Raw genomic sequence first — 20,782 nt, forward strand, 5'->3', positions numbered from 1 at the left:
GTGCGAAGAGTATATTACTCAAATTTCGGAGGTGTAGTAAAACTATGTAAGGGAGGAGGTGAACTTAAGGTCCATTCTAAGCCTTCAGCTCCTTCCCAAACTTGAGCGCTGGCTTTTTTCCCTTTTCCACGCATAGATTGTATAATAATGTAGAGAAAAAATAATTGTGCAAAACCAAATAAAAAAGCGCCTAAACTGGCAATAGCATTAAAATTTGCAAATTGTAATGAGTAATCAGCCACTCGCCTTGGCATACCGGCAAGGCCTAAAAAGTGCATCGGAAAAAACGTCAGATTGACGCCGATAACCGATAACCAGAAATGCCATTGACCTAAGCGTTCGTTGTACATAACCCCAGTCATTTTAGGTAACCAATAATAAGTTCCGGCAATAGCGCCAAACAAAGCACCAGGTACTAAGACATAATGGAAGTGTGCGACCACAAAATAGGTATCTTGATATTGAAAATCCGCTGGAACCATGGATAGCATGACACCCGAAAAACCACCGATGGTAAATAAGATAACAAATGCTAAAGCAAATAACATGGGGGTTTCAAAGCTTATAGAGCCGCGATACATGGTGGTTACCCAATTAAAAACTTTCACGCCTGTCGGTACCGCAATCAGCATAGTGGTATACATAAAAAATAATTCCGCAGCCAGTGGGACGCCTGTTACAAACATATGATGTACCCAAACAATAAAAGATAAGAATGCAATAGCTAATAACGCATACACCATAAATCGGTAGCCAAAAAGTTTTTTGCGGCTAAATGTTGGAATAATCTGTGAGATAATACCGAAAGCAGGAAGTATAATTATATATACTTCAGGATGACCAAAAAACCAAAAAAGATGTTGATAAAGTAAAGGATCACCTCCACCAGCAGCGTTAAAAAAACTTGTAGCAAAATGCCTGTCCATAAGCATCATCGTAACCGTAGCGGCTAAAACAGGCATCACTCCTATAAGCAAAAAAGCTGTAACAAACCAGCTCCAACAGAAGATTGGCATTTTCATCATCGTCATTCCTGGTGTTCGAAGATTCAGAAGCGTGACAATAATGTTAATTGCACCCATTAACGAAGAAAGTCCCATTAAATGGATTGCAAGAATTAAATAATCTGTGCTTGCCGGCCCATAGGTAGTTGATAAGGGGGCATACATAGTCCAACCAAAATTAGGTGCCGAACCATCCATAAATAAAGTACTAAAAAGTAAGATTGCTGCAACCGGCAAAATCCAAAATGCCCAATTATTCATCCGCGGCATAGCCATGTCAGGTGCACCTATCATCAATGGGATCATCCAGTTTGCAAAACCTGAAAAAGCCGGCATGATGGCAAGAAATAACATGACTAAGCCATGTAATGTTGTCATTTGATTAAAAAATTCTGGATTAAGTAAACGTGCCCCCGGTTGAAATAATTCTGCACGGATCAATAAAGCAAAGATTCCGCCGATAAAAAACATGAGTAAACTAAATAGCAGATACAATGTTCCAATTTCTTTATGGTTGGTTGTGAACAGCCAACGTTTTATGAATGCTAAAAAACCATGAGGGGCCGAATGTTCCAGATCAAGTGCTTGTTCCATGAAGAAGTTCTCCTGATTGTTGTTTGGCCCATAAATTAAAGTCTTTTTCGCTAACCGCTTTTACAACGATAGGCATAAAGGCATGGTTTGTTCCGCATAATTCTGCACATTGGCCACGATAAATGCCTTGAGTATCTATTTTAGCCCAGGCTTCATTAATAAATCCTGGAATAGTATCGCGTTTAATACCTAAAGTTGGCACCCACCATGAATGTATGACATCATTCGAAGTAAATAGAAATCTAATTTTTTTATGGATAGGTACGACTAATGGATGATCAACCTCTAATAAATACCATTGGTTTTTTTTTGCCTGATTCTGTAATTCTTGAGTAGGCGTAGAGAGATTACTAAAGAAATCGATGCCTTGATCTAGATAAGCATATCGCCAACGCCATTGATACCCGGTAACTTTTATGGTTAGCTCAGGATCACTATTATCATTCATTTTGATTAAGGTTCTAGTGGCGGGAATTGCAATGACGATTAATATAATAAACGGTACGATAGCCCAAGCAATTTCTAAAGCAAAATGTTCATGAAATTGAGCAGCATGAGCGCCTCGTGATTTTCTATGCCGAATTAACGAATAAATCATGATACTAAAGACTACAACTGCAATTCCTACGCAGATCCAAAATACCAACATATGTAAGTGATAAATAGCATGACTGATAGGTGTTACGCCTATTGGCATATTGGTTTGCCATGCTGCGAAAGCCAATCCGGGAGTAACCAGGAAAATAAAAAAAACTAAAAAAAATCTTTTAACATGATCCATGTCAACACTATCCTTTTTTATTACTCTTTCATTTGAAAATATTTTCTTTTTAAATTAGGAATCCTTTCGTATCTCCCAGCTTGAAATATAAAAAATTAAATTAATTTAAAATGCTTTAGTTTAAAATTTTACCATAGGGAATAATTTCCTGTAGTTTTACTTTGCTCAACCATATATTTTACACTTGCTTCCAATTCGGAATTACTACAGTTTTTGCAATCGCCTTTTGCGGGCATTTTTTTGTATCCATAGATAGTATGTGCAAATAAAACATCGATATTTTTTGCAATAATAGGTTTCCACTTAGTTTTATCCCCTAATATGGGTGCGCCTAACTTTCCATTATCATGACAGACAGCACAATGTTGTTGATAAATTTGTTTTCCTATTTGTAAGCTGAGTGGTATTTCTTGTAATGGTATCGTAGCAGTAGTTCCACTCTGGTCATTGAGGATGAGATAATCAACTGCGGCTTTTACTGCTTCATCTGAGCAGCCGGTGCAAGTACCCTTAGGCGGCATGGAATTAAAACCGTGAATAGCCCGATCATAAACGATACTTTTACCTTGTTTCAAACGTTTTTCCCATTCAACGGTATCACCTAATTTCGGAGCGCCTGCAGCCCCACTCGTATGGCAAACAGCGCAATAAGATTCATAAACCTTGTGACCGGTTTTCGAGGTAATAGGTCCACTAAAAGCTGAATAAGGTACATAGCTTTTTACAGTTTTTAAATAAAGCGCTATAGCATTTAAATCGGCGATGGATAAATATTTAAGACTGTTACTATTAACTTCTGCCATAGGGCCTGCTACGATACCGGAGTTTCTTAACATTTTGTTTTTTGTAAATACCGCCCGGATATCGTCGATACTGACGTTTTTTAATCCATTTCCACTAATATTAGGCGCATAATAACCTTGGATAAAACCACCCGTTAAATAGTTTTTCTTTTTTTCTGCGCCTAGCAAATTCAAAGGCGTATGGCACATGCCGCAATGACCTAAACCCTGGACTAAATATGCGCCACGATTCCATAACATCGTTTGTTGTTTATCTATTTCATACTCTCCGGAACGAAAAAATAAGATTCGCCATCCCAATTGCAAAAACCGCCAATTAAATGGCCACATCATTTCATTAACTTGATTAGCTTTTTTAATCGGATTTAGACTAAATAGATAAGCTTTGAGCGCTAATAAATCATCAGTATTGATTTTTGTGAAGCTAGCAAAAGGAAATACCGGAAAATAATAACTTCCATCGGGCGCTATTCCTTCATGCATGGCACGGATAAAATCTTTATCGCTCCAAGATCCTATTCCTGTGGCTTTATCTGGCGTAATATTAGGAGAATAAATGCTTCCGAAAGGGGTGTAAATTCCTAAACCTCCTGCAAAAGGTTTGCCGTGATGTTTAGTATCGGTATGACAAGCAATACAATCTCCTGCTTTACTTAAATATTCGCCGCGCTTAATGAGTTGGCGTAATGTAGCATCCTTAGGGTAATTAATGGCAGGATAGGGGATATTGAGCTCTGGATTTTTTTTTATTTTATCAACATTTGAGTTGGCAAATACTAAGCTTGATATGAGAAAGAATATAAATAGAAAAAAAGAATCTTTTAAAAATTTATAGCGATAGCTTAAGATTATTTTATTCATAGTCCTTTACGAATCCAATCTTTTTTAGAATGTATTGAAAGCCTAAATGCAAGTGCTTCATGCAACGCAGGCTTTAAGTAGTTTGTCCAAATTAAGTCAAAACATTATAATCTATTTAGTAGCATGACAGATAACTTTTTTAAATATTGCTGCAAATTAATGTGAGCTTTATCAAATGATTAATTCAAATGAATTAGCTATAGCTGTTAAGCTTTTAAAAGAAGGAAAATTGGTTGTTTTTCCTACTGAAACGCTCTATGCCTTGGCGGGGGATGCAAGAAATGTAGCAGCAGTTCAGCAAATTTTTGCATTGAAAAAACGTCCCACCAATCAAGCTTTAAGCGTTTTGTTGGCTAAAGAACATTCATTGGATAAATGGGCGCGTGATATTCCATTGGTAGCTGAAAAATTAGCTCAGCATTTTTGGCCAGGCCCTTTGACGCTTATTCTACATAAAGAAAAATCGGTGTTGACAGCGTTAACCGGTGGACAAGATAAAATAGGTTTACGAGTACCAGATCATCCTATTGCGCAAGCTATCCTAAATTCGTTTGGTAGTGGTTTGGCGGCACCCTCTGCAAACCGCTCGTCTCATCTGAGTCCTACACAAATTGAACATGTGCGACAGGAATTTGATAATGAACTCGAGCTCATTATTGATGGTGGACCTTGTGCGATTGGCATTGAATCGACAATTATTGATGTAACTTTTGTTATTCCGCGCATACTTAGAGTGGGTGCTATTTCATTAGAACAACTAAAATCTATCACTCCTTACGAAATTAAGGAGTTCACATTATCTCATTGCCTCTCTAAAAAGCCGTTATTAAAGCAAGTTTCCAAGCATGAATTAGCGTTCATTATCGATAGATATTTAAATCAAAATAAAACATTAACTGTGTTTGGATTGGGTCCAACAAAGAAAAAATATAAAAACTTAACTTGGATTCGCATGCCTAACGAGGCTAGTCAATATGGCCAGGTGTTATATAAATATTTGCATGAGGCTGAACAGCATCACGATGCAATTTTGGTGGAATCTGTGCCAAGGCTTAAAGCATGGACAGGCATACAAGCGATACTAGATAAGTATTCTGCATAGATTTTTTATTAAAACTAGGCTAGATTAAAAGCGCTTATATGGTGGACACTTATGTTAGTGCTTTTTTTTCTCTATAGTCTTTGTGTGCTCTTGGCCTGGTGCAGGCAGAGAAGGCTTGCTATAGGTTTATTTATGGTCATTTTGCTATTAACAGCGTTTGTGTTCATTCATCATATAACTAATCAGTTATCTCTGCAATTTTAGAGGTAATTATTATGCAACCCTCCAAAGTAGTAAAAATTGTTAAAACCCTCAATGCGATAGATGCTATAGGGTTGGCTTTTTTGTTGTTAGTGGCCTTCATTTTACAAATAGGTTATCACGAATTACCTTGTCCTTTATGTTTGTTGCAGCGGCTTGGTGTATTGGCAATAGCATTTGGGTTTTTGTTGAATGCACAATTTAAGATACGTCCAGTGCACTATACTTTGTCGCTATTATCGGCAATGCTAACGGCCTCTATTTGCGTGCGCCAAATCTTTCTTCACGTAATCCCAGGTGACCCGGGCTATGGTTTACCTTTATTGGGGTTACATCTTTATACCTGGCTGTTTCTTCTGTGTGTAGGCATTATCTTTTATATCTCAATTATTTTTAGTTTTTTCCCTCAATATAAATATGATGAGCCATCAAAAACCAAAGGTATGCAATTATTAACTCATACTGCTTTTGCAGTGGTTTTCCTTTTAGCCATTTTTAATGGTATTTCTACTTATTTAGAATGTGGAATTAAAGCTTGCCCAGAAAATCCAGTCAAATATGAGATTCAATTAGTAGCCTCTCATTCTAAACATGCTTAATTTTCCTATTTAAAAAATGCTAAAACAATAAAAATTAGCTTGTTACTTCGAGGTATTATGAATCTGAAAGATCTTAAATATTTATTAGCTCTAGCTGACCACCGTCATTTTGGAAAGGCCGCTAAAGCATGTTCGGTTAGTCAACCAACCCTAAGTATACAATTAAAAAAATTAGAACACGCTCTAGGTGTGCAATTATTTGAACGTGGTCAAAAAAGAGTTTTAATTACAACATCAGGTCTGCGTATTATTGAACAAGCAAAGCATGTATTGAATGCAGTGAATGAACTTGAGCGATTGGCAAAATTAGCTAACGACCCTTTTTTTGCTGAGTTACGTTTAGGACTGATTCCCAGCTTGGGGCCTTATTTACTTCCGCATATTTTACCTTTCATAAAGCAGCAATTACCAAAACTTACGTTATATTTATATGAAGATAAAACAGAGGCGCTTTTAACTCAATTGAATCAGGGTAATTTAGATGCTGTGATATTAGCATTACCGGTTCAGCATAAAGGCATGATTGTACAAACTTTATTTAAAGAACCTTTTTTTCTGGTTATGCCGATATCACACCCATTACATAATTCTAAAGAGCTGCATTTAGACGATTTAAACAGCGATAATCTGCTTCTTTTAGAAGAAGGACATTGCCTTAGGGATCAGGCATTAGAGGTTTGTCATAAAAAAAGTAATCTTAAGGAAAAGATGAATTATCGCGCAACTAGTTTAGAAACTTTGCGGAATATGGTAGCCAGTGGCGCGGGAATTACTTTGCTTCCTTTATTAGCGTTGGAAGAACATTCTTTGACAATCAACAAACCTTTTGCTGCTCCTATACCAGAACGAAAAATTGGAATTTTATGGCGTAAAGATAGTGTTTTGGAACCTTGTTGCAAAAAATTAGCGATAGTTATTGAAAATACGCTCCCAGATGTATTAACCGATTTAGAAAAAAAACTTAAATCAACTAGTACTCTTCGCACTTGAATTTTTGCTTATGTTTCTCAATTCGCAATTCTTTTGGCAATTGTCAAAAACTAAATTGATATGAATAAAACATTACCGAAGATTATTTTTTCATTGAGTCAAAAAATTCGTCATTAGTTTTGGTGTTTTTTAAACGTTCAATTAAAAACTCCATAGCGGTGACTTCATCCATGGATTGTAAAATTTTCCGTAATATCCACATTTTTTGTAATACATCGGGTTTAGCCAGTAATTCTTCACGTCGGGTACCGGATCGATTTAAGTGGATAGCAGGATAAATACGCTTTTCAGCTATCCGTCGATCAAGATGAATTTCCATATTTCCGGTTCCTTTAAATTCTTCATAAATAACATCATCCATTTTTGAACCGGTATCCACCAATGCGGTGGCGATGATGGTTAAACTACCACCTTCTTCTATATTACGTGCGGCTCCAAAAAAACGTTTTGGTCGTTGTAGTGCATTCGCATCGACACCACCGGTTAATACCTTTCCAGATGAAGGAATAACGGTATTATAAGCACGCGCTAAACGGGTGATAGAATCTAATAAAATAACAACATCTTTTTTGTGTTCGACTAATCGTTTCGCTTTTTCAATAACAATTTCTGCAACTTGGACATGGCGTGTTGCAGGTTCATCAAAAGTACTTGCAATAACTTCACCACGAACCGAGCGTCGCATATCGGTTACTTCTTCAGGACGTTCATCAATTAATAAAACAATCAAATAGCATTCTGGACAATTATGCGAAATCGATTGTGCAATGTTCTGCATCATCATCGTTTTCCCGGCTTTCGGAGGAGATACAATTAAACCACGTTGTCCTTTTCCAGTCGGAGCAACTAAATCAATAATTCTAGCAGTGATATCTTCTGTGCTGCCGTTTCCACGTTCCAGCGTCACGCGTTCGTCGGGAAATAAAGGAGTTAAGTTTTCAAATAAAACTCGATTTTTAGCATTTTCAGGAGCGTCAAAATTAATTTCGCTTACTTTAAGTAAAGCAAAATAACGTTCAGACTCTTTAGGAGGTCGAATTTTTCCTGAAACAGTGTCGCCAGTGTGAAGATTAAAGCGTCGAATTTGACTAGGAGAAACATAAATGTCATCAGGGCCGGCAAGGTAAGATCCTTCTGCAGAACGTAAAAAGCCAAAGCCATCCGGTAATATTTCTAATACGCCGTCCCCATAGATGTCTTCTCCTCTTTTTGCTAAAGCTTTGAGGATAGAAAAGATCATATCTTTTTTGTGCAGGCGACCTAGACCGTCTATTTTTAATTCTTCAGCGATGGCAACGAGTTCGGCCGGGGAGTTTTTCTTGAGTTCTGTTAAATTCATAGTATTGTTTCTTTCATAAAAGGATGTGTAAAAAATTGAGTAAGTTTAAGTATTTAATTGGAATATTTAATATAAAGGATGTGTCAAGAATTTAGAGCGTGTTAAATAAATTCATTTTATAATGTTATATCCGAGTAGAGATACAAATAGTGCTCCTCGCATGGTTTAAATAAATGATGCGAAAAAAGTTACCTGTAATCCCAAAAACAGTGTTAATGCTTGGTAATCGTGTTTATCTCAAGGCTCATCCTACTTAGAAAAATAGTTATAGAATACATTGGTCTTTAAGCAAGATGTTTATCTAAAAATGTTTCTAACTGAGATTTCGATAAGGCGCAGACTTTAGTTTCAAGTGCCTTTCCATCTTTAAAGAGGATTAATGTAGGAATACCACGCACACCGTATTTTGCCGGGGTATTAGGGTTCTCGTCAACATTTAATTTGACAATTTTTATTTTTCCGAGATACTTTGGGGCTAGCTCCTCTAAAATAGGGGTGATCATTTTGCAGGGCCCACACCATTCTGCCCAAAAATCAACGAGTATAAATGACGAATCGACTTGTAATACTTCTTTTTCAAAGGAAGCATCGTTAAGAGTAATAATGGAAGAGTTATTCATGGTAGTAACCTATTTAACCTCAAAAAAAATATTTGACAAGTTATTCATGCTCAGGGGCTACAACGTAAATGCCAGGAGCATTCCGTAAATAACCGTTATAGTCCATCCCATATCCAAAAACAAAACCATGATCCATAGTAATAGCTGTAAAATCTGCGGAAGTTGTTCCTCCAGGCAAGCGTTCAGCTTTTTGTTTGTCGAGTAAGACGGCGGTATATACTGTATTGGCCCCCTGTGCATGACAATAATCAACGATAGCTGCTAATGTCAAGCCGCCATCAAGAATATCTTCTATAATCAATATATTACGACCTTTGAGCGATACGCGTGGTTTAGCTATCCAGAGGATTTCAGATTGCCCAACTGTATCATGTGCATAGCGAGTAGCGTGAACATAGTCGAGTTCTAAGGGAAAATCTAGACGTGGTAGTAAATTTCCTGCTGGGATAAGACCTCCAATCATGACACATAAGACTAGTGGATTGCTTTCACTTAACTTATTGCTAATTGCCTTAGCCATATTATCTAAACTTTTTTCGATTTCTTCTTTAGTAAAAAGACGAGTCGCTTTTCTTTCGACTTCTTGTATATGACTCGGAATTAACATGAATGCATCCTAATGTTCGAATAATGGTTTTAATAGATTAACCGCACTAAGCCAGGCATCAGTTTGTTGTAGTGCGGGGAGCGTTAGTGTGCGACGAGGAAATAATTTTTGCAAGTGCTGAGAATTATAAAGTTTAATTAATTCAGGGTAGCGTTCTAAATATTCTAATGCCAAGATAGCGTCTTTTCGGCAATTACAAACTAATAATCCATTACATCCAGCTTGTAACGCAAGATGAACGCGTTCGGAAATAGTGCCCATATGTTGTACCGCTTTCATTGATAAATCGTCGGTGAAGATTGCGCCCGTAAAATTTAATTGTTGACGCAAAATAGATTGTAGCCAGTAAGAGGAGAAGCCGCAGGGTAGCGGATCAACCTGATTGTAGACTATATGAGAAGCCATTATGCCATCTAAGTAAGGTGTTAATTGAGAAAACGGGATTAAGTCCTGGGCCTCAATAGTTTGAAAATCTCTATCGTCGACGGTGAAATGTGTGTGTGTATCTGCACTGACAGAGCCATGTCCAGGAAAATGCTTACCAACAGAACACATCCCAGCACGATGCATCCCCGCGATGACCGCGCTTCCTAATTTAACCACAACAGTAGGGTTACTATGTAATGCACGTAACCCTATGACTTGATTTAAATTATTATTTAAATCTAAAACGGGTGCAAAACTAAGATCAATTCCAACCGCCAATAATTCACAGGCTAATAACCAGCCATGTGTCTCAGCCAGTTGAATAGCTTCATCAGGGTTTTGATCATAACGAGCGCCAATTAATCCCAAGGCAGGTAGCGACGTAAATCCATTTTGAAAACGTTGAACTCTCCCTCCTTCTTGATCAACAGTCAATAGCAGTTGCTGATTACTATGTAAATGAATTTGTGAAATTAAGTTTTCAAGTTGAGAAGTCGATTCGAAATTACGCTGAAAAAAAATGATACCACCCACTTGAGGATGTTTGATTATTTCACGTTCATCAGGACTTAATTCTAAGCCTGCTAAATCCAATATAATAGGTCCCATAAATTTCGCTTAACAAATTTTAAAAAAAATTTAATTAAAAATTAACTTTACTTCTAGTACTTTAATTATAACACCATTTAAATTAGTAATTAATCAACTCTATTTGGTACTTAAAAAAGAAAAGTTCTCAGTTCAATCGTTGGGACGGTTTACGTCCTGTAAGCAACAAAACAATTGAATTGAAGCAATATATAACGGAAATATTTTTAACAAACATTCTGCTTGACAGAAAAGCTGATTGATGTAGAATTCGCGAGCTCTTGAGTTTTCGGCTTGAGAGAAAGGGTAAAAGCTTAGAAAGGGTTTAGGATAAAAGCTAAACAAGGCCTAAGAAAAATCCAAAAGAAGTTCATTAAAAATTAAGTATGCAGTAAGCAAAGTGTGTGGGCGCTTGGCAAGAGCCGATATGAGGGCTATTGGGATAAAACCTAATAGTTATAAGTATTAGCAAACCGAGCGCTGAGATTGTGAGAGATCATAATTTGAGTGAGACGGGATTAAACAAAAAAGTGAAGAGTTTGATCCTGGCTCAGATTGAACGCTGGCGGCATGCCTAACACATGCAAGTCGAACGGCAGCACAGTAAAGATTTCGGTCTTTATGGGTGGCGAGTGGCGGACGGGTGAGTAAAGCGTAGGAATCTGTCCTGGAGCGTGGGATAACCCGAGGAAACTCGGGCTAATACCACATGATATCGAGAGATCAAAAGCAGGGGACCGAAAGGCCTTGCGCTCTGGGGTGAGCCTACGTCGGATTAGCTAGTTGGTGGGGTAAAAGCCTACCAAGGCGACGATCCGTAGCTGGTCTGAGAGGATGACCAGCCACACTGGGACTGAGACACGGCCCAGACTCCTACGGGAGGCAGCAGTGGGGAATCTTGGACAATGGGGGAAACCCTGATCCAGCGATGCCGCGTGTGTGAAGAAGGCCTTCGGGTTGTAAAGCACTTTAGGTGGGGAAGAAAGGTAACGAGCGAATAACTCGTTGCTATGACGGTACCCGCAGAATAAGCACCGGCTAACTCTGTGCCAGCAGCCGCGGTAATACAGAGGGTGCAAGCGTTAATCAGAATGACTGGGCGTAAAGGGCGTGTAGGTGGTTGACTAGGTTTGATGTGAAATCCCCGGGCTTAACCTGGGAATTGCGTCGAAAACGGGTCGACTGGAGTGAGATAGAGGGTTGTGGAATTTCCGGTGTAGCGGTGAAATGCGTAGATATCGGAAAGAACATCAGTGGCGAAGGCGACAACCTGGATCTTAACTGACACTGAGGCGCGAAGGCGTGGGGAGCAAACAGGATTAGATACCCTGGTAGTCCACGCAGTAAACGATGAGAACTAGCTGTGATGTGTAGGGAGCAATCTCTGCATGACGTAGCGAAGCTAACGCGTTAAGTTCTCCGCCTGGGGAGTACGGCCGCAAGGTTAAAACTCAAAGGAATTGACGGGGGCCCGCACAAGCGGTGGAGCATGTGGTTTAATTCGATGCAACCCGAAGAACCTTACCTACCCTTGACATCCTTGGAAGAAGGCAGAGATGCTTTTGTGCCGAAAGGAACCAAGAGACAGGTGCTGCATGGCTGTCGTCAGCTCGTGTCGTGAGATGTTGGGTTAAGTCCCGTAACGAGCGCAACCCTTATCCTTTATTGCCAACAGGTTATGCTGGGAACTTAAGGGAGACTGCCGGTGATAAACCGGAGGAAGGTGGGGACGACGTCAAGTCATCATGGCCTTTATGGGTAGGGCTACACACGTGCTACAATGGGGCGTACAGAGGGAAGCCAACCCGCGAGGGGGAGCCAATCCTTTAAAACGTTTCGTAGTCCGGATTGGAGTCTGCAACTCGACTCCATGAAGTTGGAATCGCTAGTAATCGCGAATCAGCAAGTCGCGGTGAATACGTTCTCGGGCCTTGTACACACCGCCCGTCACACCATGGGAGTGGGTTCTACCAGAAGGCGGTAGATTAACCTCGCAAGAGGAGATCGCCGACCACGGTAAGATTCATGACTGGGGTGAAGTCGTAACAAGGTAGCCGTAGGGGAACCTGCGGCTGGATCACCTCCTTATGAAAATAAGACAATAAGAAACCCTAACGCCTAAGCGCCCACACACATTGCTTACTTTAAACAAAGAGTCGATAGAGACAATCGAATCCTGAGTTTAGAGAATGAATAAATAACTGAATTAGAGAAGCGAAGAATTTTAATTGAGTTCAATGCGGTTTAGCTTTGCGAAGCGGAATGTACTGAAAAGTTCATGAGCATCGGAAAAGACGAGCCAACGAAGGAATCAATTAAAAGGCAAGCTTTGTGCAAGATTAAGGGTCTGTAGCTCAGTTGGTTAGAGCACACGCTTGATAAGCGTGGGGTCGGTGGTTCAAGTCCACCCAGACCCACCAGCTTAAGACTAGAGTAAAAAAGTCTTTTGGGTGCAGAACTAGAGAAGCGAAGAATTTTATTTGAGTTCAAGGCGAAAGCTTGGCGAGGGACGGAGTGCACTGCGAAGTGCATGAGTACTGCAAGCAAGCTTTTAACGTAGAAATCGAGTAAAAGACAAGCTTTCTAAAGTATGAGGGGCCATAGCTCAGCTGGGAGAGCATCGGCTTTGCAAGCCGAGGGTCGTCGGTTCGATCCCGACTGGCTCCACCAAGATACAGGCCCAAAAAGAATTTAAGAATATAAGGAAGAGAAGGAAAAAGAATAAGAAGCCATGAAGGTATAAAGGAAGAAATAAGCGTCTTAGGCGTTTATAAAAAAGTTCATTAACAAAACAGAAATCTGTAAGAAGGCGCGAAGATGTAAAAGAAGTAAAATTTTTTTATGATCTTCCAAGAATGAAAGAATGAAGTTGTTTTATAAAAACAATTTCAGGGTATGTTGCATTCAGCGAAAAGAACCAGAAAATCCAACAAGTGAAAGCTTGCAAGCTTTCAACTCAAATTGGAAAGGAGTTTTATTTCACTCTTAAAAAAGTAAAGTAAAAACTATCTAGAAAATTTAAGTAGCTAATTGCTGAGCGAAGTATTTTTGTTGAGTTTGAGGCGAAAGATTGGCGAGGAAACAGAGTGTACTGTGAAGTACATGAGTACCGCAGGCAAGCTTTCAACGAGAAAATCAATAAAAAGACAAAGCGAAGCGAAGTGAAGAGTAACGAGTTGGGTTCTCAAATCAAGTAAATAAGCGCAGAAGGTGAATGCCTTGGCAGTCGAAGGCGAAGAAAGACGTGGAAGCCTGCGAAAAGCTTCGGGGAGCTGGCAAACAAGCTTTGATCCGGAGATATCTGAATGGGGAAACCCGATCTATTTTAGATAGGTCATTGTTAACTGAATACATAGGTTAACAAAGCGAACCGAGGGAACTGAAACATCTAAGTACCTCGAGGAAAAGAAATCAAATGAGATTCTGCAAGTAGCGGCGAGCGAACGTGGAAGAGCCTTCACGAGCTAGTTAATAGGTTAGCCAAAAGGTCTGGAAAGGCCTGCCATAGAGGGTGATAGCCCCGTCGGCGAAAATCTGTTAATGAGACTAAGCGTGAAACCAAGTAGGGCGGGACACGAGAAATCCTGTTTGAAGATGGGGGGACCATCCTCCAAGGCTAAATACTCTCGACTGACCGATAGTGAACCAGTACCGTGAGGGAAAGGCGAAAAGAACCCCGGTGAGGGGAGTGAAATAGAACCTGAAACCGTCTGCGTACAAGCAGTAGGAGCTCCGCACTTAAATTACTTTGTAGAGCAGTTTAATCAAACTGAAAAATAAAGAAGACTATTAAAATTAGTTAAGCTCACAGCCATAGAATTTTTGACAAGGCGCCGTGAAGATGAGCAACCGGAGTGTATAGTTATACATGAGGATTGCGAGTTGAGCGGTAACGTAGACAAAAATTCAAGTGCGAAGAGTGTTATTTAGATAGTACACAGAGTAATTAAAGTGCGGAGTGACTGCGTACCTTTTGTATAATGGGTCAGCGAGTGACTTTTAGTGGCAAGCTTAACCGAATAGGGTAGGCGAAGGGAAACCGAGTCTGATAAGGGCGTTTGAGTCGCTAGGAGTCGACCCGAAACCGAGCGAGCTAGCCATGTCCAGGGTGAAGCTTGGGTAACACTAAGTGGAGGCCCGAACCCACATCTGTTGCAAAAGATGGGGATGAGGTGTGGCTAGGAGTGAAAGGCTAAACAAGCTCGGAGATAGCTGGTTCTCCTCGAAAGCTATTGAGGTAGCGCCTCGTGTTAACGACTAGGGGGTAGAGCACTGTTTCGGTAAGGGGGTCATCCCGACTTACTGAGCCGATGCAAACTTCGAATACCTAGGACGTGATGCACGGGAGACACACGGCGGGTGCTAACGTCCGTCGTGAAAAGGGAAACAACCCAGATCACCTGCTAAAGTCCCAAAAGTTAGGTTAAGTGTGAAACGTAGTGGAAAGGTTTAAACAGCCAGGAGGTTGGCTTAGAAGCAGCCATCCTTTAAAGAAAGCGTAATAGCTCACTGGTCGAATCGGTCTGCGCGGAAGAATGAACGGGGCTCAAACCTAATACTGAAGCAGTGAATGTCATTGGTTTACGAATCAATGATGTGGTAGAGGAGCGTTCGGTAAGCCGTTGAAGGTGACCTGTAAAGGTTGCTGGAGGTATCCGAAGTGCGAATGCTGACATGAGTAACGATAAGGCGAGTGAAAACCTCGCCCGCCGAAAGTCCCAGGATTCCTGCGCAACGGTAATCGACGCAGGGTGAGTCGGCCCCTAAGGCGAGGCGGAAACGCGTAGTCGATGGGAAACAGGTTAAAATTCCTGTACTTTTATAGGCTGTGATGGGAGGACGAAGAAGGCTAGATTAGCCGGAGACTGGTAGTTCCGGTTTAAACGTGTAGAGAGAATCTCTAGGAAAATCCGGAGGTTCGTTAATCTCGAGACGTGACGACGAGTTGTTAACTTCGGTTAACGACGAAGTAATTGATGCCCTGCTTCCAGGAAAACTCTCTAAACTTCAGGTCTATAGGAACCGTACCGCAAACCGACACAGGTGGACAGGTAGAGAATACTAAGGCGATGAGACAACTTGGGTGAAGGAACTAGGCAAATTGGCACCGTAACTTCGGGAGAAGGTGCACCTTTTTTGGTGAGTGGGTTTACCCCATAAGCTGAGGGAGGTTGAAATAATCAGGTGGTTGCGACTGTTTACCAAAAACACAGCACTCTGCAAACTCGAAAGAGGAAGTATAGGGTGTGACGCCTGCCCGGTGCCGGAAGGTTAATTGAAGTGGTTAACTTGCGCTGAGATGGCTTTTGACAATGAATTAGAGAGAAGAATAATTCGAAGAGAAAGATCAAAAGTCATGTCAGCGCAGGTGAAGCTGCGGATCGAAGCCCCGGTAAACGGCGGCCGTAACTATAACGGTCCTAAGGTAGCGAAATTCCTTGTCGGGTAAGTTCCGACCTGCACGAATGGCGTAACGACAGCCACACTGTCTCCACCCAAGGCTCAGTGAAATTGAAATCGCTGTGAAGATGCAGCGTACCCGCGGCAAGACGGAAAGACCCCGTGCACCTTTACTACAGCTTTACACTGGACTTTGAATTTAACTGTGTAGAATAGGTGGGAGGCGTTGAAGCGAGTTCGCTAGAATTCGTGGAGCCGACCGGTGAAATACCACCCTGTTAAAGTTGAAGTTCTAACCTAGGGCCCTGAACGGGCTTGGGGACAGTGTATGGTGGGTAGTTTGACTGGGGCGGTCTCCTCCTAAAGAGTAACGGAGGAGCACGAAGGTACCCTCAGCGCGGTCGGACATCGCGCATTGCGTGTAATGGCACAAGGGTGCTTGACTGCGAGACAAACACGTCGAGCAGGTGCGAAAGCAGGTCATAGTGATCCGGTGGTTCCGAATGGAAGGGCCATCGCTTAACGAATAAAAGGTACGCCGGGGATAACAGGCTGATACCGCCCAAGAGTTCATATCGACGGCGGTGTTTGGCACCTCGATGTCGGCTCATCACATCCTGGGGCTGAAGCAGGTCCCAAGGGTATGGCTGTTCGCCATTTAAAGTGGTACGCGAGCTGGGTTCAGAACGTCGTGAGACAGTTCGGTCCCTATCTGCCGTGGGCGCTGGAGATTTGAGAGGAGCTACGCCTAGTACGAGAGGACCGGCGTGGAGGTACCGCTGGTGGTCCGGTTGTTTCGCCAGAAGCATAGCCGGGTAGCTACGTACCGACAGGATAACCGCTGAAAGCATCTAAGCGGGAAGCCTCCCTCAAGATAAGATCTCCCGAGGATTTATTCCTCCTAAAGGTCCGTTGAAGACGACGACGTAGATAGGTGGGGTGTGTAAGTGCAGCAATGTATTGAGCTAACCCATACTAATTGACCGTGTGGCTTGATTTGAGAATCCTACTGGTTATTCTTTAGTGAATACTAGATAGGCTGAATAAAGCATATCCACATAAACACTTTTTACAGATTTTTTGTTTTGATATTTAAAGTAAATTTACTTTAATAAAGGTTTTGCTAAGTTTTAAAGAGATTTAGCGAAAGTAAAATAGGATTCGCGCTGTTGATAAGGAGCGATGAATTTTATTTGAGATCAAGGCGGGTTAACTTTGAGTAGCGGAGTGTACTGGAAAGTACATGAGCACCGAAAAGTTAAGCCAACGAAGAGATCGAATAAAAGACAAGCGACTTAGCGCAAAATGAATGCCTGGCGACCTTAGCGAATAGGCACCACCTGATCCCATTCCGAACTCAGACGTGAAACTATTCTGCGCCAATGATACTTTGGGGTTCCCCCATGGGAAAGTAGGGCATCGCCAGGCTACTGTTACACATAAAAACCCGCTTTTCGCGGGTTTTTTCTTTTAATCGGCCGGCTTTTGCTTTATTTATTACATTGTTTTATGGTTAGCTTATCTTGAAAATTCAAACTCAATATAAACTGGAAGATTTTGCTTATGCACTTCCGGAAAAGCTAATAGCGCATTATCCAACTAAGCAGCGCACCGATAGTCGATTGTTTTGTTTAAATAAAACGACAGGTGCCATTCAACATAAAAAATTCAAAGATATTTTAAATTTTATAAATCCAGGGGATCTGTTAGTTTTAAATAATACGCAAGTTATTCCAGCACGATTGTTTGCAAAGAAAACGACAGGTGGAAAAGTAGAAATTTTAATTGAAAAAATATTAAACAAAAAATGTGTTTTAGCCCAGTTAAAATCAAGTAAGTCACTTAAATTGGGGACTATACTTATATTAGAAACGGGTGTGTGTCTAGAAATCACTGCTCGATCTGAAAATATATTTGAATTAGTTTTTTTAATCGAACCTAATACCTCTATTTTAGAACTATTAAATAAAATAGGTCATATTCCATTACCTCCCTATATACAAAGAGCAGATGAATTATTTGATTGGGAACGTTATCAAACTGTTTTTGCATCTTCGCCAGGTGCTATCGCAGCGCCGACAGCAGGTTTACATTTTGATGAAGATTTGTTAACACAATTAAAAGCTAAAGGAGTAAATATTGCTTATATTACTTTACATGTTGGTTCAGGAACTTTTCAACCCATTCGCAGCGCACGTCTAGAAGATCATCGTATGCACAATGAGCATATTACTGTGTCTGAAACAGTCTGTGAACAAATAACCCTAACTAAACAAAATAATAAACGCGTTATAGCAGTTGGAACTACAGTAGTGAGAAGTTTAGAAACTGCGACTTTAAATAGTCAGATCAAATCATTTGTTGGAAGCACACGCCTTTTTATTTATCCAGGTTTTAATTTTCGTTGTATCGATGCCATAATCACTAATTTTCATTTGCCGTATTCGACTTTATTGATGTTAGTGTGTGCTTTTGCAGGCTATGAGCGTGTTATGCAATCCTATTATGAGGCGATTAAACAGAATTATCGATTTTTTAGCTATGGCGATGCCATGTGGATCAGCTAAGAAGAATTTCAGCGGACAAAATTTGCGAATAGACAACGAACCAGGTAAATTGCTTGGCTTAATATCATGATCCCCTTAGGAGTAAAGTATGAGTTTTTTTATCACTGATGTATTAGCTCAATCAGCCGCCAATACTATAGCCCCTCAATCCAGCGGATATTCTCAAATTTTAATTTTATTAGGTTTTGTAGTCATCTTTTACTTGTTATTATGGCGGCCGCAAGCGAAACGCGCGAAAGAACATCGCCAATTAATGGCCAACTTAGCAATAGGTGATGAAGTGACAACTACCGGTGGAATAGTCGGCAAGATTACCCGCCTAAATGATGATTTGATTTCTCTGAAAGTTGCTGAAAACGTGGAAATTAATTTACAAAAAGCAGCTGTTTCTAGCGTATTACCTAAAGGGACTATGAAGTCTTAAACCATTTATGCTCAATAAATACCCGCTCTGGAAAAATAGTTTATTACTGGTGTTGCTGATACTTGGTTTTATTTATGCAGCACCTAATCTTTTTCCAGAGCAGCCAGCGGTTCAAATTTCGCCTTCTACAGCGATAATGCATGTGAACCTTGAAGCTTTACAAACCAAAGTCAATGCCTTGATTAAAGCAGTACAGATTTTTCCTGTTAGTGAAGAGCTTAATCAGCAAACGCTTTTACTGCGATTTAATAACACGGATACACAACTTAAAGCGAAAGATATTTTATCCTCTGCCTTAGGTGATGATTATACTGTGGCGGTTAATTTATTATCCTCAACACCACGTTGGATGCAGGCAATTGGTGCTTCTCCTATGAAATTAGGGTTGGATTTGCGCGGGGGTGTACATTTCGCTTTAGAAGTCGATATTAATAATCTTATTGCGCAACGGATGCAAGGTTTAGCAAAGAATATTAGCGAAAATTTACAACAAGCCCGTATTCGCTATACAGAATTAATACCTAAAGAAAAACAATTATCTATTTTATTTAGAGACATAGATAATTTAAACCAAGCAAAAAAGTTGTTACAGCAACAGTTTCCAGCTTTTGAATTTACTGAAGCAACCGGAAACCCCAAGCAACTGGTAGCTGTTTGGTCGAACCAAGGACTTAATAATTTACGGCAATTGGCTATAGACCAAACCATCAATACTTTACGGAATCGAATTAACGAGTTGGGTGTCGCAGAACCTATTGTTCAACAACAGGGGAATAATCGAATTTTGGTCGATTTACCCGGTGTTCAAGATATAGCACGAGCACAACAAATTTTAGGTGGAACAGCAACGATAGAGTTTCGTTTAGTGGATACAATACATGATCCACATTTGGCACAAGTAGATAAGGCATCACCTGTGGGCACACAATTATATCAGTATGAAAATCAACCCGTGTTACTAAACAAACAAGTTATTTTAACGGGTAATTCGATTACTGACGCTTCAACTAGCTTTGATGAATCGGGACGATCCGCTGTGAGTATTAGTTTGGGAGGAGGGGGTGAAAGTTATTTTCATCAGGTGACTGGTGAAAACGTAGGTAAGCCACTGGCTATAGTGTATGTTGAAACTAAAAGCAGTGCAAAAGTAGTAAATGGTAAAATTATTCATATTCCTCGTAAAGTGGAACGAATTATTAGTATTGCTAGAATTCAGACCGCACTACCTCCTAATTTTCAAGTAACTGGTTTAACCAATCCACAAGAAGCTTTGAACTTATCCTTATTGTTACGCGCGGGTGCATTGCCAGCGCCTATTTATGTGGTCGAACAACGAACCATAGGTCCACAATTAGGTGCTGAGAATATCCATAAAGGAATTATTTCTATTATTGTGGGATTTATTTTGGCAGTTGTGTTTATGGCTGTTTATTATGGTGTATTTGGTGTAATTGCTGATATAGCCTTAGCACTTAATTTAGTACTATTAGTTGCTTTATTATCTTTATTGGGTATGACGTTAACTTTGCCAGGTATGGCAGGGATTGTGCTGACTGTTGGTATGGCTGTTGATGCGAATGTCTTAATATTTGAGCGTATTCGTGAAGAATTACGCAATGGTGTGTCACCACAATCAAGTATTCATGCTGGTTACGATCGTGCATTAATTACTATTATTGATGCGAATGTGACAACTTTAATAGTCGCATTAATATTATTTGGAGTAGGTACTGGATCAATCAAAGGATTTGCGGTGACTCTAACCATAGGATTGCTCACTTCAATGTTAACCGGGATCATGATAACAAGAGCCTTGATCAATGCGTGCTATGGAGGACGTCCTCTAAAACGTTTGCCGATTGGTATTTAGTTTTAA

13 protein-coding genes, 2 tRNA genes, 3 rRNA genes and 1 pseudogene are annotated in these 20,782 nt (G+C 40.3%); 12 read left to right on the plus strand and 7 right to left on the minus strand.

Annotated features, from left to right (window positions below; translation table 11 throughout):
* Positions 1–14: 14 nt before the first annotated feature.
* The 3 genes and pseudogenes from ctaD to AACL18_RS01340 form a co-directional block, all read right to left on the minus strand.
* The gene (gene ctaD, locus AACL18_RS01330; protein ID WP_339051661.1) at positions 15–1,598 is read right to left on the minus strand and encodes a cytochrome c oxidase subunit I; all 1,584 of its coding nucleotides are present in this window, start codon (positions 1,596–1,598) and stop codon (positions 15–17) included.
* Between the two features lie 13 nt (positions 1,599–1,611).
* Positions 1,612–2,379: pseudogene (coxB, locus tag AACL18_RS01335) on the minus strand (cytochrome c oxidase subunit II); the annotation flags it as partial.
* Positions 2,380–2,507: 128 nt separating this feature from the next.
* Complete coding sequence (locus tag AACL18_RS01340) at positions 2,508–4,043, minus strand: c-type cytochrome (protein ID WP_339050869.1); 1,536 nt, start codon at positions 4,041–4,043, stop codon at positions 2,508–2,510.
* 175 nt (positions 4,044–4,218) lie between these two features.
* Between AACL18_RS01340 and AACL18_RS01345 the strand changes: the two genes are divergently transcribed.
* Genes AACL18_RS01345 through AACL18_RS01355 form a run of 4 tightly spaced genes read left to right on the plus strand, consistent with a single transcriptional unit; the run spans position 4,219 to position 6,935 of the window.
* Complete coding sequence (locus tag AACL18_RS01345; protein ID WP_339050870.1) at positions 4,219–5,145, plus strand: L-threonylcarbamoyladenylate synthase; 927 nt, start codon at positions 4,219–4,221, stop codon at positions 5,143–5,145.
* Positions 5,146–5,196: 51 nt separating this feature from the next.
* Positions 5,197–5,349: a DUF5993 family protein gene (locus AACL18_RS08110; protein WP_422395889.1), complete on the plus strand. Its 153-nt coding sequence runs from the start codon at positions 5,197–5,199 to the stop codon at positions 5,347–5,349.
* An 11-nt stretch (positions 5,350–5,360) separates the two neighbouring features.
* Positions 5,361–5,945, plus strand: coding sequence for a disulfide bond formation protein B (locus AACL18_RS01350; protein ID WP_339050872.1), 585 nt, complete (start codon positions 5,361–5,363; stop codon positions 5,943–5,945).
* A gap of 57 nt (positions 5,946–6,002) precedes the next feature.
* On the plus strand, positions 6,003–6,935 hold the full coding sequence (locus tag AACL18_RS01355) for a LysR substrate-binding domain-containing protein (RefSeq protein ID WP_339050873.1): 933 nt from the start codon (positions 6,003–6,005) through the stop codon (positions 6,933–6,935).
* An 82-nt stretch (positions 6,936–7,017) separates the two neighbouring features.
* Here AACL18_RS01355 and rho read toward each other — a convergent pair whose 3' ends face one another.
* From rho to nagZ, 4 genes are all read right to left on the minus strand, one after another.
* Entirely contained in the window at positions 7,018–8,274 is a 1,257-nt protein-coding gene (gene rho, locus AACL18_RS01360; RefSeq protein WP_339050874.1) for a transcription termination factor Rho, read from the minus strand.
* A 284-nt stretch (positions 8,275–8,558) separates the two neighbouring features.
* Entirely contained in the window at positions 8,559–8,894 is a 336-nt protein-coding gene (gene trxA / locus AACL18_RS01365) for a thioredoxin TrxA (protein WP_339050876.1), read from the minus strand.
* 40 nt (positions 8,895–8,934) lie between these two features.
* Positions 8,935–9,501, minus strand: coding sequence for a hypoxanthine-guanine phosphoribosyltransferase (locus AACL18_RS01370; RefSeq protein ID WP_339050878.1), 567 nt, complete (start codon positions 9,499–9,501; stop codon positions 8,935–8,937).
* Between the two features lie 9 nt (positions 9,502–9,510).
* Positions 9,511–10,536 carry a beta-N-acetylhexosaminidase gene (gene nagZ / locus AACL18_RS01375; RefSeq protein ID WP_339050879.1) on the minus strand — a complete coding sequence of 342 codons (1,026 nt, stop codon included), beginning with the start codon at positions 10,534–10,536 and terminating at the stop codon, positions 9,511–9,513.
* Between the two features lie 506 nt (positions 10,537–11,042).
* Between nagZ and AACL18_RS01380 the strand changes: the two genes are divergently transcribed.
* The 8 genes from AACL18_RS01380 (at position 11,043) to secD (ending at position 20,776) form a co-directional block, all read left to right on the plus strand.
* A 16S ribosomal RNA gene (locus tag AACL18_RS01380) occupies positions 11,043–12,603 on the plus strand.
* 255 nt (positions 12,604–12,858) lie between these two features.
* Positions 12,859–12,935 (plus strand) — tRNA-Ile (locus tag AACL18_RS01385).
* Positions 12,936–13,109: 174 nt separating this feature from the next.
* A tRNA-Ala gene (locus AACL18_RS01390) sits at positions 13,110–13,185 on the plus strand.
* Between the two features lie 517 nt (positions 13,186–13,702).
* Positions 13,703–16,915, plus strand: a 23S ribosomal RNA gene (locus tag AACL18_RS01395).
* 312 nt (positions 16,916–17,227) lie between these two features.
* Positions 17,228–17,343, plus strand: a 5S ribosomal RNA gene (rrf, locus tag AACL18_RS01400).
* The 16S, 23S and 5S rRNA genes sit together here with 2 tRNA genes alongside, the layout of an rRNA operon.
* Positions 17,344–17,444: 101 nt before the next feature.
* Positions 17,445–18,482: a tRNA preQ1(34) S-adenosylmethionine ribosyltransferase-isomerase QueA gene (gene queA, locus AACL18_RS01405; RefSeq protein ID WP_339051575.1), complete on the plus strand. Its 1,038-nt coding sequence runs from the start codon at positions 17,445–17,447 to the stop codon at positions 18,480–18,482.
* Between the two features lie 88 nt (positions 18,483–18,570).
* Positions 18,571–18,906 (plus strand): preprotein translocase subunit YajC, encoded by a 336-nt coding sequence (gene yajC, locus AACL18_RS01410; RefSeq protein ID WP_339050880.1) that lies wholly within the window; start codon positions 18,571–18,573, stop codon positions 18,904–18,906.
* Between the two features lie 7 nt (positions 18,907–18,913).
* Positions 18,914–20,776, plus strand: a complete 1,863-nt coding sequence (gene secD / locus AACL18_RS01415; RefSeq protein ID WP_339050882.1) for a protein translocase subunit SecD — start codon at positions 18,914–18,916, stop codon at positions 20,774–20,776.
* The last annotated feature ends 6 nt before the right edge of the window (positions 20,777–20,782 follow it).

This window comes from Rickettsiella endosymbiont of Xylota segnis, assembly GCF_964019545.1.
GTDB lineage: Bacteria > Pseudomonadota > Gammaproteobacteria > Diplorickettsiales > Diplorickettsiaceae > Aquirickettsiella.